This window comes from Maribacter sp. 4U21 (genome assembly GCF_002742365.1).
In the GTDB taxonomy this organism is placed as follows: Bacteria; Bacteroidota; Bacteroidia; order Flavobacteriales; family Flavobacteriaceae; genus Maribacter.
In genome coordinates, this window is record NZ_MDGN01000065.1 from 61,123 (window position 1) to 75,750 (window position 14,628).

General features: G+C 38.7%; 16 protein-coding genes. 11 read left to right on the forward strand and 5 right to left on the reverse strand.

Features of this window, described 5'->3' with window-relative positions:
• Positions 1-24: 24 nt before the first annotated feature.
• The 4 genes from BFP77_RS13550 to BFP77_RS13565 are packed head-to-tail and all read left to right on the forward strand — an operon-like array spanning position 25 to position 2,346.
• Entirely contained in the window at positions 25-636 is a 612-nt protein-coding gene (locus BFP77_RS13550) for an LUD domain-containing protein (protein ID WP_099574558.1), read from the forward strand.
• A gap of 1 nt (position 637) precedes the next feature.
• On the forward strand, positions 638-1,441 hold the full coding sequence (locus BFP77_RS13555) for a phosphatidate cytidylyltransferase (RefSeq protein ID WP_099574559.1): 804 nt from the start codon (positions 638-640) through the stop codon (positions 1,439-1,441).
• Positions 1,431-2,114, forward strand: coding sequence for a phosphatidylserine decarboxylase family protein (locus BFP77_RS13560; RefSeq protein ID WP_099574560.1), 684 nt, complete (start codon positions 1,431-1,433; stop codon positions 2,112-2,114). Before BFP77_RS13555 ends, BFP77_RS13560 begins: the two co-directional genes overlap by 11 nt.
• The gene (locus BFP77_RS13565) at positions 2,089-2,346 is read left to right on the forward strand and encodes an acyl-CoA-binding protein (protein WP_099574561.1); all 258 of its coding nucleotides are present in this window, start codon (positions 2,089-2,091) and stop codon (positions 2,344-2,346) included. The genes BFP77_RS13560 and BFP77_RS13565 overlap by 26 nt, the downstream gene beginning before the upstream one ends.
• 14 nt (positions 2,347-2,360) lie before the next feature.
• Here the strand turns inward: BFP77_RS13565 and BFP77_RS13570 are convergent, their stop codons facing one another.
• The 4 genes from BFP77_RS13570 to BFP77_RS13585 form a co-directional block, all read right to left on the reverse strand.
• Positions 2,361-3,125 (reverse strand): creatininase family protein, encoded by a 765-nt coding sequence (locus tag BFP77_RS13570; RefSeq protein WP_218963476.1) that lies wholly within the window; start codon positions 3,123-3,125, stop codon positions 2,361-2,363.
• Positions 3,126-3,134: 9 nt separating this feature from the next.
• A complete protein-coding gene (locus tag BFP77_RS13575; RefSeq protein ID WP_099574562.1) occupies positions 3,135-4,403 on the reverse strand; it encodes a sterol desaturase family protein in 1,269 nt (422 codons plus the stop codon).
• Positions 4,404-4,421: 18 nt separating this feature from the next.
• Positions 4,422-5,015, reverse strand: coding sequence for a hypothetical protein (locus tag BFP77_RS13580; RefSeq protein ID WP_099574563.1), 594 nt, complete (start codon positions 5,013-5,015; stop codon positions 4,422-4,424).
• Positions 5,016-5,134: 119 nt separating this feature from the next.
• Entirely contained in the window at positions 5,135-7,759 is a 2,625-nt protein-coding gene (locus tag BFP77_RS13585; protein WP_099574564.1) for a valine--tRNA ligase, read from the reverse strand.
• Positions 7,760-7,953: 194 nt separating this feature from the next.
• Between BFP77_RS13585 and BFP77_RS13590 the strand changes: the two genes are divergently transcribed.
• On the forward strand, positions 7,954-8,346 hold the full coding sequence (locus tag BFP77_RS13590; RefSeq protein ID WP_099574565.1) for a DUF1573 domain-containing protein: 393 nt from the start codon (positions 7,954-7,956) through the stop codon (positions 8,344-8,346).
• Between the two features lie 48 nt (positions 8,347-8,394).
• Here BFP77_RS13590 and BFP77_RS13595 read toward each other — a convergent pair whose 3' ends face one another.
• Positions 8,395-9,756 carry an aspartyl protease family protein gene (locus BFP77_RS13595; RefSeq protein WP_257212970.1) on the reverse strand — a complete coding sequence of 454 codons (1,362 nt, stop codon included), beginning with the start codon at positions 9,754-9,756 and terminating at the stop codon, positions 8,395-8,397.
• 120 nt (positions 9,757-9,876) lie between these two features.
• Here BFP77_RS13595 and BFP77_RS13600 point away from each other — a divergent pair, with 120 nt between their 5' ends.
• From BFP77_RS13600 to BFP77_RS13625, 6 genes are all read left to right on the forward strand, one after another.
• A complete protein-coding gene (locus BFP77_RS13600) occupies positions 9,877-11,067 on the forward strand; it encodes a pyridoxal phosphate-dependent aminotransferase (RefSeq protein ID WP_099574567.1) in 1,191 nt (396 codons plus the stop codon).
• On the forward strand, positions 11,067-12,083 hold the full coding sequence (murB, locus tag BFP77_RS13605) for a UDP-N-acetylmuramate dehydrogenase (RefSeq protein WP_099574568.1): 1,017 nt from the start codon (positions 11,067-11,069) through the stop codon (positions 12,081-12,083). Before BFP77_RS13600 ends, murB begins: the two co-directional genes overlap by 1 nt.
• Before the next feature lie 205 nt (positions 12,084-12,288).
• On the forward strand, positions 12,289-12,852 hold the full coding sequence (locus BFP77_RS13610; protein ID WP_099574569.1) for an RNA polymerase sigma factor: 564 nt from the start codon (positions 12,289-12,291) through the stop codon (positions 12,850-12,852).
• Entirely contained in the window at positions 12,849-13,607 is a 759-nt protein-coding gene (locus BFP77_RS13615) for an anti-sigma factor (protein ID WP_099574570.1), read from the forward strand. Before BFP77_RS13610 ends, BFP77_RS13615 begins: the two co-directional genes overlap by 4 nt.
• Before the next feature lie 74 nt (positions 13,608-13,681).
• A complete protein-coding gene (locus BFP77_RS13620; RefSeq protein WP_099574571.1) occupies positions 13,682-13,882 on the forward strand; it encodes a membrane or secreted protein in 201 nt (66 codons plus the stop codon).
• A gap of 56 nt (positions 13,883-13,938) precedes the next feature.
• Positions 13,939-14,496, forward strand: a complete 558-nt coding sequence (locus BFP77_RS13625) for an RNA polymerase sigma factor (protein ID WP_099574572.1) — start codon at positions 13,939-13,941, stop codon at positions 14,494-14,496.
• The last annotated feature ends 132 nt before the right edge of the window (positions 14,497-14,628 follow it).

The following is a 14,628-nucleotide window of genomic DNA, read 5'->3' on the forward strand; positions in this document are numbered from 1 at the left end:
CAAAAGAGTACTTTGTATTTTTAGATGGGATTATTAGACATATTATTTGGTGGCGGTAAAAAGAAGGTTTCAAAAGAAACTGCAGAAACCCGTGGCCAACATATGCCTGATTTAAATCTTCCAGTAGATGAAAAATTCACTATTCATTTTAAAAAGAATGGTGGTAAGTTCATCTACTGTGTATCACAACAAGAAATTTCTAGTGCCCTCCAATCTATCATAGAGGAAAATAGTTGGGAGAAAGAGCCATTCTTTGTAATGGATTCCAGACTTTCAGAAAAATTCAGCAAAGAAGGTATTTTATTCACGGATAAACCAAAAGAGAGCCAGGTCTTTTTCACGACGTGTGAGCACTTAATAGCTCAGAACGGAAGTATTCTTGTATGTTCCAATCAACTGAACGAAAGAAAAGTGAACGAGCTGCCGAGTAATGTTGTGGTCTTTGCCACCACGAGCCAATTGGTAGAATCTATTGGAGAAGGGTTAAAAACCATAAAAAGAAAATACGGAGCTAAAATACCGGCAAATATTACCACACTAAAACATTTTAAGGCTACCGAGGAGAACTCCGATGATTTTCTTACCTATGGAAGCAGCACAAAGAATCTTTATCTCTTATTATTGGAAGATTTGTAATATGAAGGAAATTTTACGAAGGTCACTAACTGGGGGCGTGTACATCATTTTATTACTCTCTGCCGTATTCCTTAGTTCAGATGCCTTTGATTTCCTTTTTATGACTTTTGGGTTAGCATGTCTTTATGAATACAAACGGTTGGTACAGCTAAAAGGATACTACCTCTTTGCGGCTTATTTACTGCTATGGTGGGCCTATATCTACCTTGTTCATGACCAATTTTTAATCAATATTTTGATGGTGATTACCATCATTGTGGACATTGTGCTACTCTTTTACCTTTTCTCGAATAAAAAAAGAATGTTCAACACCCTTCAGAAGTTCTTAATCGGGCTTTTTTATATTGGAGGGGGCTGTATTTTTTTGACCATGATTCCGTATAAGAACGATGCGTTTGCCAAGTTGCTTATCATGGGAATCTTTATACTCATTTGGGTGAACGACTCCTTTGCCTATTTGGTCGGGAAAAGTATAGGTAGAACCAAATTATTCCCTGCGGTTTCACCGAAAAAAACCGTTGAAGGTACGCTTGGAGGTTTTATCTTTGCTCTTGGTGCGGCATATATTATGGGAACACAGGAACGGATTATCGGGCCGTGGCAATGGATGATATTGGGAACGGTAATCGTAATATGCGGAAGCTTGGGAGATTTAATAGAATCCAAATTAAAAAGAACCGCTGGGGTAAAGGATAGCGGTGCTATTTTACCTGGTCATGGCGGTATGTTAGATAGGTTAGACAGTCTCGTTTTCGCCGCTCCTTTTGCATACTTAACATTAAATATTTTTACATATGTTTCATAGAGAGGGTCAAAAAATTATATTGACTACCTTTTTCGTAATTGGCGTAGCCATCATACTATCCCATTTCTTTGTGGAAATTCCATGGCTAAAACTAACGATACAAATAACGGCCTTGGTTATACTTATTCTAATTCTACAATTCTTTAGAAATCCCAAAAGAATAGTTACCAAGAATTTTGATGAGATTCTCTCTCCTGTGGATGGCAAAGTCGTAGTTATAGAAGAAGTGGAAGAAAATGAGTACTTTAAGGATAAACGTAAGCAAGTTTCCATCTTCATGTCTCCTGTTAATGTGCATGTCACACGCTATCCGGCAAGTGGTAGTATTCAATATTCCAAATATCATCCTGGCAAGTATCTAGTTGCTTGGCATCCAAAATCAAGTGAGGAAAATGAACGGACAACGGTGGTTATTAGAACCCCTAAATTTGGTGATATCCTCTTTAGGCAAATTGCAGGTGCTATGGCCAGGCGAATTGTAAATTACGCGGAAAAAGGAGAAAGTGTTCAACAGGGTGATGATTCTGGCTTTATTAAATTTGGTTCAAGAGTAGATGTTTTCTTACCCCTAGACTGTCAAATAAATGTGCAGCTAAATCAGAAAGTTAAAGGAGCCAGTACCTGTATAGCTACATTTGTAGATCCGAATGAAAAAGAAGAAATTACATACTGATTTTAAAGAGGCAATTGATTTTGTGAATAGTTACCAAACCCCCATTCCAGCGGATGTTCTGCTGAAACTATATGCTTACTACAAAATTGCCCACGAAAATTTTGAAAACCCTGGTAGTAAAACGCCCTTAATTAATGCTTTCAAGGCCAATGCCTTAATACAAGCTAAAAACATAGACCAAAAGGCCGCAATGAAATCCTACATTAAACTAGTGAATCAGGAATTACGCTAAAATTGGCCCTATAGCTATTCGAATAGATGTTCCAAATCGGCATTACAAAGCTCTTCTAGAAGTTTTGAAAGTTTTTCGCAAACATCCTTAAAGAAACGTTCTCCCTTATCCTTGGTAGCGTATTCAGGATTTCCAATACCCGTGTCCGCACTGACCTTTGACCATTGACGTTCTGCCCATGCCCATCCTTCATTAAAAGCGCTCACTTTAAACTTCTTAGCTTCTCCTCTACCCCACTCGGCCCCTGGAAGAATTAAATCTGGTCTTAAATAGAGCATAAGACTAGTTTCCATTTCGTCGGCATGATCACCTGCTTCCTTGAAATACTTGGACTTATCAAACATTTGTGGAAAAAAACAGAAACTAATGAACATATTAGGAAATTCTAAGCCCAACTCCCTAACCAAAGGTTTAAAATTATTACCACCATGTCCGTTGAATATCAATAATTTATAAATTCCTTGATTATTTAATACTGTGATAATATCCCTAAGAATGGCCAATTGTGTACTTGGATTCAAATTCATGTCCAAATAAATATCCTTTTGCCCCGTATTTACTCCAAATGGAATGGTTGGTAATACAACGACTTTATGGCCCTCTTCCCATGCCATTTTTGCTGATTCTTGAACCATTGCTTCAGCCTGAAAATTATCGGTAGCATAAGGTAAATGATAATTATGGGCCTCCGTTGCTCCCCAGGGTAAAATAGCAAGTTCAAAGCTCTCGTCCTTGACATGCTTCCAATTGGTTTCCGCCAAAATATAGGGTCTTATCATGCTTTTAATTTAAGTGGTCAATTGATTTTTAGGCTCTAAAGTTTTACTAAAGGTAAAGTAAATACCACCTGTAATAGTGATAACAAAATAAACGGACACCATCAAACTTCCCCAAACTACATAGACATTCAGTCCAAACCAATCTCGGGTAATAAGGACAATAAGGACTCCCAGAACCCCTCTGAACACCTCCACCCAAACGGCATAGGAAGCTCCGTCCATTAAGCTCGTATACCCATAAATTCCTAAAAATATCAGACCTCCGTACATAAGGAGTTCTTTATAGTTCAAATTACCGTAGTTGAAGAACATAAACAATAAAAAAGCAGTAGTAGTCAACAACTGAAATATCAGATAAGCGTTAAATAATGTAGAGGTCGCCGTCTTATAACGCTCAAAGGTATAGACATCCTCTATTACCTGAATAGGATACGCCTCTAGTACGTCTTTTGGTCTCCAACCAGTGGGCATAAACCATATTCTTATTTTGTCCCACAAATTATCGGTTCTCCAAGCATCCAAAAGTAATCTCCAAAAATGTTGAAAATTAATATATAACGGATTCCATGTTCTTGCGGGTTTCAATATACCATATTGGGGAGGCACCTCATCTAATTCTTCCTGAAACGTACCGAAAAGCCTGTCCCACACACATAATAGTTGTCCTAAATTCTTATCGATGTATTCTGGGTTTATCGCATGATGCACCCGATGTTGAGACGGTGTTACAATAATATATTCCAAGAAACCTAATTTTCCGATGTGTTGTGTGTGGTACCAGAACTGAGCAAATAGATGCACAGGAGCCAAGATGGCGATTACCTCATTTGGTATGCCCAACAAAGCGGCAGGGATTAAGAGGAAAGGGAAGTATCCTAATAAATTAGAAATAGATTGCCGCAGTGCGCAGGCCAGATTAAACTCCTCGCTGCTGTGATGAATAACATGTTGGTTCCAGAAAAAATTTATTTTGTGACTTAGTCTATGGTTCCAGTACCCGGCAAAGTCTATTGCGATGAATGCAATTATCCAAACCAGCCAAGTATTTTCAATTTCAGTAACTGCAAGGGTATCTAACAAATAAGGATAGGTAACTAGGATAACCCCTCTTCCTAGAGAATCCTTTATAATATTGGTAAGCCCTGAACTTATACTAGAAACGGAGTCTTGAACATTATGCTTTTGATTCTTGATAAGATAACCGTACAGAATCTCAACTGCCAAGAGTATCATAAAAAAAGGAATGGCATAAAGTAAAGCCGTAGCGTATGCTTCCATTATACTAATTTTGGGCTATTAGTTAAAAGGCCCGACCATAATGTGAGCTCGGAATGTACCAGGATCCATTAACCATGGCATTCCTTTGGCATGCGGTTTATCCGGCAATCCTGTGGACTCCGTAGTTGCGAAAGGCGTATATATGACATATCTGAATTGACCATCAGCTAATTCTCCCGTATCAGGATTATAACCCGCTTCACTTCCATAATAGATATACGCCATACTAGGCTCATTGGGCATTTGAATTTTACCTTGGGCCACTTCCATACCTCGGATTTCTCTCTTTTCCTTAAAATTTTTTCCTTCTGCCGTAAGCTCTCTACCCCTTTTCATAAAAGGTTCTAACTTTTTGGAATAACAGGAGACACTTACACCCTCCTTATTAGGGTCATCGGCAAGGCAAATGAGATTATTGCTTCCCTGGCGAAGTACAACCATATTACCTGTGGTATCATAGCCGTACACCATTGCCGCCTCCTTATCGGCCTCTGGTGCGGGAAGGACTGCAGTCTTAATCTGTATCTCTGCAGGCAGAATTTTAATAGTATTCTCTTGAGCAGTTAGGTAAGCTCCTAAAAAAGTGAGTAATATGCATATTTTTGTTTTCATGACAGTGCTGTTTGTCTAAAGATAACAAACATTCCATTCTTAAAAAACAATGCGCTTTTACTCAATAATCATGATTGATATTGCCTCGAGGTTACTTTCGAATTAAGATTTGCCTTGCTCTAATCCAAATTTGCCAAACTCTTCTTTAACGTTTCAATTTTTGCCTCGGCATCGGCTGCCTTCTTCTTTTCGATACCAACGACCTGCTCCGGGGCATTGTTCACAAAACGCTCATTGGATAATTTTTTCTGAACCGATTTTAGAAAACCCTCCGTATACTTCAGCTCTTCTTTTATCTTGGCTATTTCCGCATCAATATCAATGTTTCCGGCAATAGGTATAAAGTACTCGTTAGATTTTACACGAAAGGTAAGTGCTCCTTCTAGCGGACTATCTATATAAGAAACCTTAGAGACTTTGGCCAGTTTACAGATGACGGCATCCCATTTGGAAGCTACTTTTTCTTGGTTTAATACAGAAAGCTCCAAAGCTTCCTTCATAGGAATATTCTTTTCCTTTCTGATAGTTCTGATTCCGGAAATGACCTCTGCGGCAAAATCAAATTCTGAAATTAAGCTTTTATCGGACTGCGATACCTTGGGCCATTCCGCTATTACTAGTGCCTCCTCAGGAGTTCTTACAGCAATATGCTGCCAGACTTCCTCGGTAAGGAAAGGCATAAAGGGATGTAACAGCTTTAAGTTCTGTTCAAAAAGCCGGATTACCGCGTCAAAAGTTGTTTTGTCAATGGGTTGTTGATAGGCCGGTTTTATGAGTTCTAGCAACCAAGAACTATAATCGTCCCATACCAATTTGTAGATACTCATTAATGCATCGGAAATACGGTATTTGCTAAAATGATCTTCAATTTCGACCAAAGTTTCATTGAACTTTGAAGTGTACCAGTCCAATGCTAATTTAGAGGCCTCAGGCTGTGGCAAATCCGAAATTTCCCATCCCTTTAGCAGGCGAAACCCGTTCCAAATCTTATTGGCAAAATTCTTTCCTTGCTGACATAAATCTTCATCGAACATTAAATCATTACCAGCGGCCGAACTTAGAAGTAATCCAACCCGCACGCCATCGGCACCGTAATCGCTTATTAACTTTAAGGCATCTGGAGAGTTGCCAAGGGATTTGGACATTTTTCTTCGCTGCTTATCCCTTACCAATCCAGTAAAATAAACGTTCTCAAAAGGTCGTTCTTCTCGATATTCATACCCTGCAACGATCATCCGTGCTACCCAGAAAAACAGAATATCCGGACCGGTTACTAAATCGTTTGTTGGGTAATAATATTGAATCTCTTCATTCTCGGGCTCTAAAATTCCGCCAAAGACACTAATGGGCCATAACCATGAAGAAAACCAAGTATCTAGCACATCCTCATCCTGGCGTAAATCCGTTTTTTTTATATTTGGATTTTTAGCTTGTGCCAACTTCAACGCCTCATCCTCATTTTCGGCAACTACAAAATCTTCTTGACCGTCGCCAAAATAATATGCGGGAATTTGCTGTCCCCACCACAACTGCCGAGAAATATTCCAGTCACGGATATTTTCCATCCAATGGCGGTAGGTATTCTCAAATTTCTTTGGGAAAAGTTTTACTTCTTTTGAAGTCATTACAGCATCTAAAGCCGGTTTTGCCAAGTCTTCCATTCTAAGAAACCACTGATCTGAAAGTTTAGGTTCTATTACCGCTTTGGTTCGCTCAGAGGTACCTACTTTATTAATATGCGTCTCCGTTTTAACCAAGAAGCCTTTTTCTTTGAGTTCCTTAGCGATTTCTTTGCGCACTACAAATCTATCCTTTCCTTGATAGTGCAGTCCAAAACTGTTCAGTGTGGCATCATCATTAAAAATATCTATAGTTTCAAGATTATGCTTTTCTCCTAAAGACTTATCGTTAATATCATGTGCGGGTGTTACTTTAAGGCATCCCGTTCCAAATTCAATATCAACATACTCGTCCTCGATTATAGGAATGACCCTACCGCATATGGGAACAATAGCTTTTTTACCCTTTAAATGCTGAAACCTTTCGTCGTTTGGGTTAATACAGATCGCGGTATCACCCAAAATGGTTTCGGGTCTTGTGGTGGCAACGGTCACCTTTTCTTCCGAGCCCTCTAATTGGTATTCCAGATAATAGAGTAATCCCTGCTTTTCCTCATAAATTACTTCTTCGTCAGATAGTGTGGTTTGTGCTTCTGGATCCCAATTAACCATCCTGTGGCCCCTGTAAATCTCACCTTTTTTGTATAAATCGACAAATACCTTTGTTACGGAAGCTGACATATCGTCATCCATAGTGAATTTTGTCCTGTTCCAATCACAGGAACAGCCTAACTTTTTTAATTGGTCTAGAATTACGCCTCCATATTCATCGGTCCAATCCCAAGCATGCTTTAAAAATTCTTCTCGAGATAAGTCCGATTTAGCTATTCCTTCCGCTTTCAATTTGGCAACGACCTTAGCCTCAGTGGCTATTGATGCATGGTCCATTCCGGGCACCCAGCAGGCATTCTTGCCCATTAAACGGGCTCTACGGATCAATACGTCTTGGATGGTATTATTTAACATATGCCCCATATGCAACACCCCTGTAACATTTGGTGGTGGAATAACGATGGTGTAAGGCGTCCTATTATCTGGCGTAGAATGAAAGAAGTTATTTTTCATCCAATAGTCATACCATCTGTTCTCTACCTTGTGAGGCTCATATTTTGAAGGGATTTCCATTTTTTTGGAATAGTTTTTGAATTAAGAGGTCAAGACTAAAAAACAAAGCCGAAAAGATTTGTTAAATATCGCTTTCAGCTTCTTTTTTACCTTAAATTAAATACGAAACAAAAATAAGTAACGTTAGAGTATAACAAAAGGATTTTGAGGTTGAACTGAAAAGATTTAATTTTGAAATTCGCTTAAAAATTAAAATGATGAAAAAAATAGTACTTTTATTATTTGTTGGTTTAGTGGGATTTACTTCGACAGCACAGGATACGGCCGCCAAAATCGAATTTAAGACAGAGACCGTTGACTACGGGGAAATAGCAAAAGGTTCTGATGGTGTGCGTGTATTTGAATTTACGAACACGGGAACAGCTCCTCTAATCATTAGCAAGGTAAGTTCTAGTTGTGGTTGTACCATACCTAAAAAGCCCGAAGCTCCTATTTTACCGGGTAAAACTGGTGAAATACAGGTGAAGTACGATACCAACCGTGTAGGTCCTATTAGAAAGGCCATCACCGTAATATCGAACGCCGATACACCTACAAAAGTTTTAAAGATAAAAGGAGAAATTAAAGCTACTGTTAGCGGTAAGTAATTTACGCCTTTCACATAAAAAACAATAGCCCGGTTCTGCCGGGCTATTTTATTTAAAAAGGTCTTTTAAAACGAAGCTGAAGAGCAGGTCATTGTCCGACCTTTCGATAAGCACTTTAACCCGCTTACCTTGCTTATCGTTTAACATCTGTAAAACTTCTTGAAGTTTATAGCGGTGGATTCTTTTTCCATTCACAGCTAAAATAACATCTCCTTCCTTTAGGCCCGCACTATGCGCTGGGCTACCCGCCCGTATTGCAGAAACTACAATTTCTGGCACAACACTGAGTTTGGTAGCGTGCTCCAGTAAAATCTTAACATCACCGTACTTCCTTTCGTTACTGAACATAACACCATTGGTATTGGCAATACGCTCGGACACATACCTTACACCGGCATGTTGCAAGTCTATACCACTTATGTTATACCGAAAAGGCTTTTTAAAATTACTATTCTTTTTCAGTGTAATTTTCCTATTCCGATAATCGAAAATGATATTAAAGCGTCTTAAAACTTCTCCTCCTAGACTACCATTCCGATCTCCAAGATTTTTGATAGAACTGAAGGTGACCATATCTGGAAAAGCTGCTTTAGCATTATCTAATTCATAGTTCCCTATCCTTAAGTGGTTGATCCTGGTTCTTTTACCATAAATATCGCCCGCGAGTCCTTTTCCCAAAAAGTCTTCATAATATTCTTTAGGAACATTTAAATCCTCATCCTCGAATAACCAAACGGCATCGCTACTACCGGTGTCCAACAAAAGTTTAACATCAAAACGCTCCTCATTTCTTAAGGCCACCTCTGCTGCCAAATATGCCTTCTTATTAATAATATCAATGGGTAAGGTGTTGGATTTTTTTGTTGATCTATACGAATAATCCTCAGGATCGTAAAATCGGATACTTTTATGGACATAATTGATATCTACCACAAAATCCTTAAAAAGATCATATCCTATAATACCATGAATAGGTACGCCTAAACTAGGAGAAAAATTAATTCCACCATCCATTACAACATACAATTTTTGAGCAAAATTTCTAATGTTTCCGAGTTTAAAAAAATTACCGCTAGAACTAAGTGCACTTATGGGGTCTCCCTCACCGAGACCATTTATGGTGATTTCTGAAACATTTTTAAGTTGAATGGAATCTTGGTCGGCTAGATTAAATAGAATTGGGGTCCCCACACCGGAATCCATAATAAAGGACAATTTTGTTCCGTTGACCTCAATTGGCACGACCATTAAATTATTGATCAACTCAAATTTAATTTTTTCTACCTGCTGTCCCTTCACCATCTCGTAGTTTTGGGAAAAGAAAAGTAGTGGAAAGCACAGAACAAACAATAGCTGTAGCCGCGAAGAATGTGTTGACATCTTATTATCCAATTGATTAACTCTCTTCAAGTTACAACATTTTTCCTTTCATCACGGCGTTTTAACAGTTCTGTGGTTACAGGACAAATAAACCTCACTACTATTGTAAGATCCACTATGATTTACCACTTTTGTTAAAAATTAAAGTTTATGCCATCCGTTTCCCAGAAAGGGCGTTCCATGCCAGAGTCGCCCATCAGAAAGCTAGTTCCCTATGCCGAAAATGCAAAGAAAAAAGGAGCTAAGGTCATTCACCTGAATATCGGTCAACCTGATATTAAAACCCCGCAGATTGCACTGGACGCTGTAAAGAACAATACGCTTAGCGTTTTGGAATACAGCAGAACGGAAGGCTCGGAAGCATACCGAACCAAGATAGCAGCTTACTACCAGCGAAACGAGATTATGGTCAATGCAAGTGATATTATTGTAACCACAGGTGGTTCCGAAGCTCTTTCCTTCGCTATGGCCTCGATTGCAGATGCCGAGGATGAAATAATTATACCGGAGCCTTTTTATGCCAATTATAATGGGTTTGCAACCGCTGCTGGGGTAAAGGTTGTCCCCGTTGTATCAAAACTTGAAGATAATTTTGCACTTCCTCCTATCGCGGATTTCGAAAAATTGATAACCCCTAAGACCAAAGCGATACTAATCTGCAATCCTGGTAACCCAACGGGTTATCTGTACAGCAAAGAGGAGATTCAAAAACTAGCGGAAATCGTAAAAAAACATGATTTATTTCTTATTGCCGATGAAGTATATAGGGAGTTTACCTATGACAACGCATCGCACTATTCCATCTTGCAAGAGGAGGGATTGGACGATTATGCCATCATAGTAGATTCCGTTTCAAAGAGATATAGTATGTGTGGGGCAAGAATAGGCTTTTTAGTATCAAAAAATAAAGAGGTCATAAAAACGGCCTTAAAATTTGGTCAGGCACGTCTTTCGCCTCCCACCTACGCCCAAATTGCAAGCGAGGCGGCCTTGGAAACTCCGCAAAGCTATTTTGACGATGTTATTGAGGAATATGTCTCCAGAAGGGATTTGTTGATTACCGAGCTAAAGAAGTTGGATGGGGTTAAAGTAGCAAAACCCAATGGTGCATTTTATTGTATTGCAGAACTGCCTATAGAAGATGCCGATGATTTTGCACAATGGCTTCTAGAAGATTTTAGGGTAAATAATGAAACGGTCATGGTGGCCCCAGCAGCTGGCTTTTACGCTACACCGGGACTGGGAAGAAATCAAATAAGAATTGCTTACGTTCTAGACCAAGAAAGTCTTAAAAGAGCCGTTCATATTTTAGGAGAGGCTTTAAAAAGTTACATTGGATAATGCAAATCAAAAAAGATTTTTCCTTAAAAAACTTCAACACTTTTGGAATTGACGCCAGAGCACAGTTTTTTGTTGAAGTTACAAGTGTGGAAGAGTTACGTAATGCGCTGCAATTAGTAGACTATCCAGAAAAATTTATTCTGGGTGGAGGTAGTAATATGCTTCTAGTCAATGACATTAAGGCTTTGGTCATCCATGTGAACATTAAAGGAAAAGAAATTATTTCTGAGAATGCCAATCACGTAAAAATCAAAGTTATGGCCGGTGAAAACTGGCACCAAGTGGTACTTTGGACGCTGGAGCAAGATTTTGGCGGACTGGAAAATATGTCACTTATACCGGGCAATACAGGTACCGCACCTGTTCAAAATATTGGAGCGTATGGTGTTGAACTTAAGGATACTTTTGTCTCTTGCGAAGCAATGGACCGAAACAATCAGGAAATAAAAGAATTTTCCAAAGAGGACTGTAAATTCGGTTACCGAGAATCCTTTTTCAAATCAGAAGGTAGAGATGCCTTCGTAATTACCGCAGTGACTTTTGAACTGAGCAAAAAAAATCATAAACTGAACACGGGTTATGGCGCTATTGAGGACGAGTTGCAAAAAAGAAATATCCTCAACCCGACCATAAAAGATATTTCCAACGCCGTAATTGCCATAAGAAATAGTAAACTACCGGATCCTAAGAACCTGGGAAATAGCGGCAGTTTCTTCAAGAACCCGATCATTACCAAAAGTGAATTTGAACGTTTTATTGAAAAACACTCCGCAGCACCTTTTTATAAAGTTTCCGAATCAGCCTTTAAAATACCGGCAGGTTGGCTTATTGAACAGTGCGGTTTTAAGGGTAAACGCCTTGGCGACGCCGGTGTACACACTAAACAGGCCCTTGTACTGGTGAACTATGATAGTGCCTCCGGAAAAGAAATTCTAGACCTGGCCCATACCATTATCAAGGAAGTATATACTAGATTTGGAATTAGTATTCAACCTGAAGTTAATGTCATAAAATAACCCTCGCAATAGAATTACGAGGGTTATACCAAACCAAACTAACCAAAAACTAAGTGAGCAGTTACCAGCTAATCACTTATGAGATATATATTTTTAGAAAACGCTTCTTTAACAATCAATTTTATAAATTAGCGTTTATCCATATACGAAGAGACAAAGCCGTTTGGATGTTTGTCCTAAAAAACTTTAGGCACATCTTTACATTATGAGTACACTACTTGAAAAACATATCGTTGAATTATTGCAAGAGCGCAATGACAAAGCCATTGCGTTACTATATGATAATTATGGTGATACGTTACTAGGTGTAGCCAATAAAGTAGTTCGGGATCAAGAGCTGGCTCAAGATGTGCTCCAAGAGAGTTTCGTGAAAATATGGAAGAAGGCAGACTCCTATGACCCTTCTAAAGCCAAACTATTTACATGGTTGTTCAGAATTACTAGAAACACCGCTATAGATAAACTTAGGAGTGTAAACACAAAATCCGATAAGGAAATCCAAATTGATGTTTCTGACGTATATACCTTAGGTGTAGAAAGCACACGGCCAGAATTAATGGACATTCAAGAGAATCTAGAAAAGATTGAAGAAAAGTACCAAATAGTGTTAGAAGCATTATTTTTTCAAGGTATGACGCAACAAGAAGCTAGTGACGAATTGGACATTCCATTAGGAACCATAAAGTCCAGATTAAAGATAGGACTAAGAGAATTAGGAAAGATTTATGGTCCGGCTATGCTAGCACTCTTATTAAATTTAGTACAATGAAAGAAAAAATAAAAACATTCCTAGAGTCCGACTTACTGGAAAAATATCTTTTAGGGAATACCAGGGAGATGGAAACCTTACGTGTAGAGCAATATATAGCCATGTATCCCGAAGTTAGGAATACATATAACGAGCTTCAGGATAATTTGGAGACCTTCGCGAAATTGCATGCTATAAAGTCTCCAGAGGGACTTAAGGAAAAGATTGTAGCAAGGATTAGGTCCGAGAGAAACGGAAGAAAAAAATTCTTCAGATATGCTATTGCGGCAAGTGTGGCGGCAGTAATGTTTGCAAGTGCCTCTTATTTCTTCTACAACCAGAATCAGAATCTGCAAGAAGAAAATACTGTTGTTAGCAATAAAATAAAACTTTTAGAAGCGGACATGAAACAGCAGTTAGAAGATGTTAGGAACCAATTTATTGTGCTTAACAATCCCCAGACAAAAAAATATAATGTAAATGGTAACAGAAAAGCCAAGGAACTAAAAGCTGTTGCCTACATTAACCCTGTAAAGAAGCTTTCTTATATCAACGTAAGCAAACTTCCTAATCTACCAGAGAACCAGTGTTTTCAGATGTGGGCGGAAGTCAACGGGGAAATGTTGAACTTAGGCATAATTCAAGAAGCTGCGAACGGTCAAAATCTAATGGCGCTTCCATATGCTGAAAATGCGGTTAGCTACATCACCATTGAACCCGAAGGTGGAAATCTAAATCCTACCGTCGATAATATAGTTGCGAACATATCTTACTAGAACCCACATATTAAAGTAATCATAAAGCCCCTGTTCGGGGCTTTATTTTTTTATCTTTGTTAAAAATTCAGTTTATGAAACTTATTCTTCTCACCATTGGTCTTCTGGCACTTGCATTTTCTGGTATAGCCATAAAATTATGGGCAAAGAAAGACGGGAAATTCGCAGGCACTTGCGCAAGCCAAAGCCCTTTCCTAAATAAGGATGGTGAAGCCTGCGGCATGTGCGGAAAACTTCCCAGTGAGCAGGACTGTAAAAAAGATATTGTAGCCTAAAACCTGGCTATGGCTTAAGCCTACTAAACTCATAATGGCATATTAACATTTTCTGATTGGACAATAAGGAAGTTCTGGACGACATTATCGCGAAAGCAAAAAAAGGCAACCAAATAGCCTTTAGTAAACTTTTAGATACTTTTTGGAACGATGTCTACGGTTTTCAATTAAAGCGCACAGAAAACGAAAATGATGCCGAAGACATTACTATACAGACATTCTCCAAAGCTTTTGACAAGATTAATACGTACGACGACGCTTACGTATTTAAGACTTGGCTCATAGCCATTTCCAAAAACATTCATATAGATCTTGTACGTAAAAGAAAAAGGAGCGTCCTAAATACTAGCGGCAGTGGCGAAGCCATCCGAAAAGTACTGGATAACGCGCCATCCATGGAAGACCTGCTTATTCAAGAACAGAATTTAGCGAATCTGCTACGGGACATAAAAAAGCTTAAACCGCATTACCAAGAAGTGATAAACCTAAGGTTCTTCAATGAACTGAGTTATGCCGATATAGCGGACAAACTCAACGAACCTATGAACAATGTTAAAGTAAAATTGTTAAGAGCCAAAAAATTGCTTGCTGAAATTATTAGAAGCAGAAAATAACCTTGATACCGCCCAACAAAAAATTTCATTTTTGTTCGAATCAGCCACGCCATTTCAACCCCGCACAGGTACAATTTAGTTCGTATATTTGTACAAAAATTAGGTATGTCCGTAGCAGTAAAAGAAAATGTA

Coding starts and splice junctions, on each gene's coding strand:
- BFP77_RS13550 (WP_099574558.1), top strand. CDS start 25: ATGGGATTATTAGACATATTATTTGGTGGCGGTAAAAAGAAGGTTTCA.
- BFP77_RS13555 (WP_099574559.1), top strand. CDS start 638: ATGAAGGAAATTTTACGAAGGTCACTAACTGGGGGCGTGTACATCATT.
- BFP77_RS13560 (WP_099574560.1), top strand. CDS start 1,431: ATGTTTCATAGAGAGGGTCAAAAAATTATATTGACTACCTTTTTCGTA.
- BFP77_RS13565 (WP_099574561.1), top strand. CDS start 2,089: ATGAAAAAGAAGAAATTACATACTGATTTTAAAGAGGCAATTGATTTT.
- BFP77_RS13570 (WP_218963476.1), bottom strand. CDS start 3,125: ATGATAAGACCCTATATTTTGGCGGAAACCAATTGGAAGCATGTCAAG.
- BFP77_RS13575 (WP_099574562.1), bottom strand. CDS start 4,403: ATGGAAGCATACGCTACGGCTTTACTTTATGCCATTCCTTTTTTTATG.
- BFP77_RS13580 (WP_099574563.1), bottom strand. CDS start 5,015: ATGAAAACAAAAATATGCATATTACTCACTTTTTTAGGAGCTTACCTA.
- BFP77_RS13585 (WP_099574564.1), bottom strand. CDS start 7,759: ATGGAAATCCCTTCAAAATATGAGCCTCACAAGGTAGAGAACAGATGG.
- BFP77_RS13590 (WP_099574565.1), top strand. CDS start 7,954: ATGATGAAAAAAATAGTACTTTTATTATTTGTTGGTTTAGTGGGATTT.
- BFP77_RS13600 (WP_099574567.1), top strand. CDS start 9,877: ATGCCATCCGTTTCCCAGAAAGGGCGTTCCATGCCAGAGTCGCCCATC.
- murB (WP_099574568.1), top strand. CDS start 11,067: ATGCAAATCAAAAAAGATTTTTCCTTAAAAAACTTCAACACTTTTGGA.
- BFP77_RS13610 (WP_099574569.1), top strand. CDS start 12,289: ATGAGTACACTACTTGAAAAACATATCGTTGAATTATTGCAAGAGCGC.
- BFP77_RS13615 (WP_099574570.1), top strand. CDS start 12,849: ATGAAAGAAAAAATAAAAACATTCCTAGAGTCCGACTTACTGGAAAAA.
- BFP77_RS13620 (WP_099574571.1), top strand. CDS start 13,682: ATGAAACTTATTCTTCTCACCATTGGTCTTCTGGCACTTGCATTTTCT.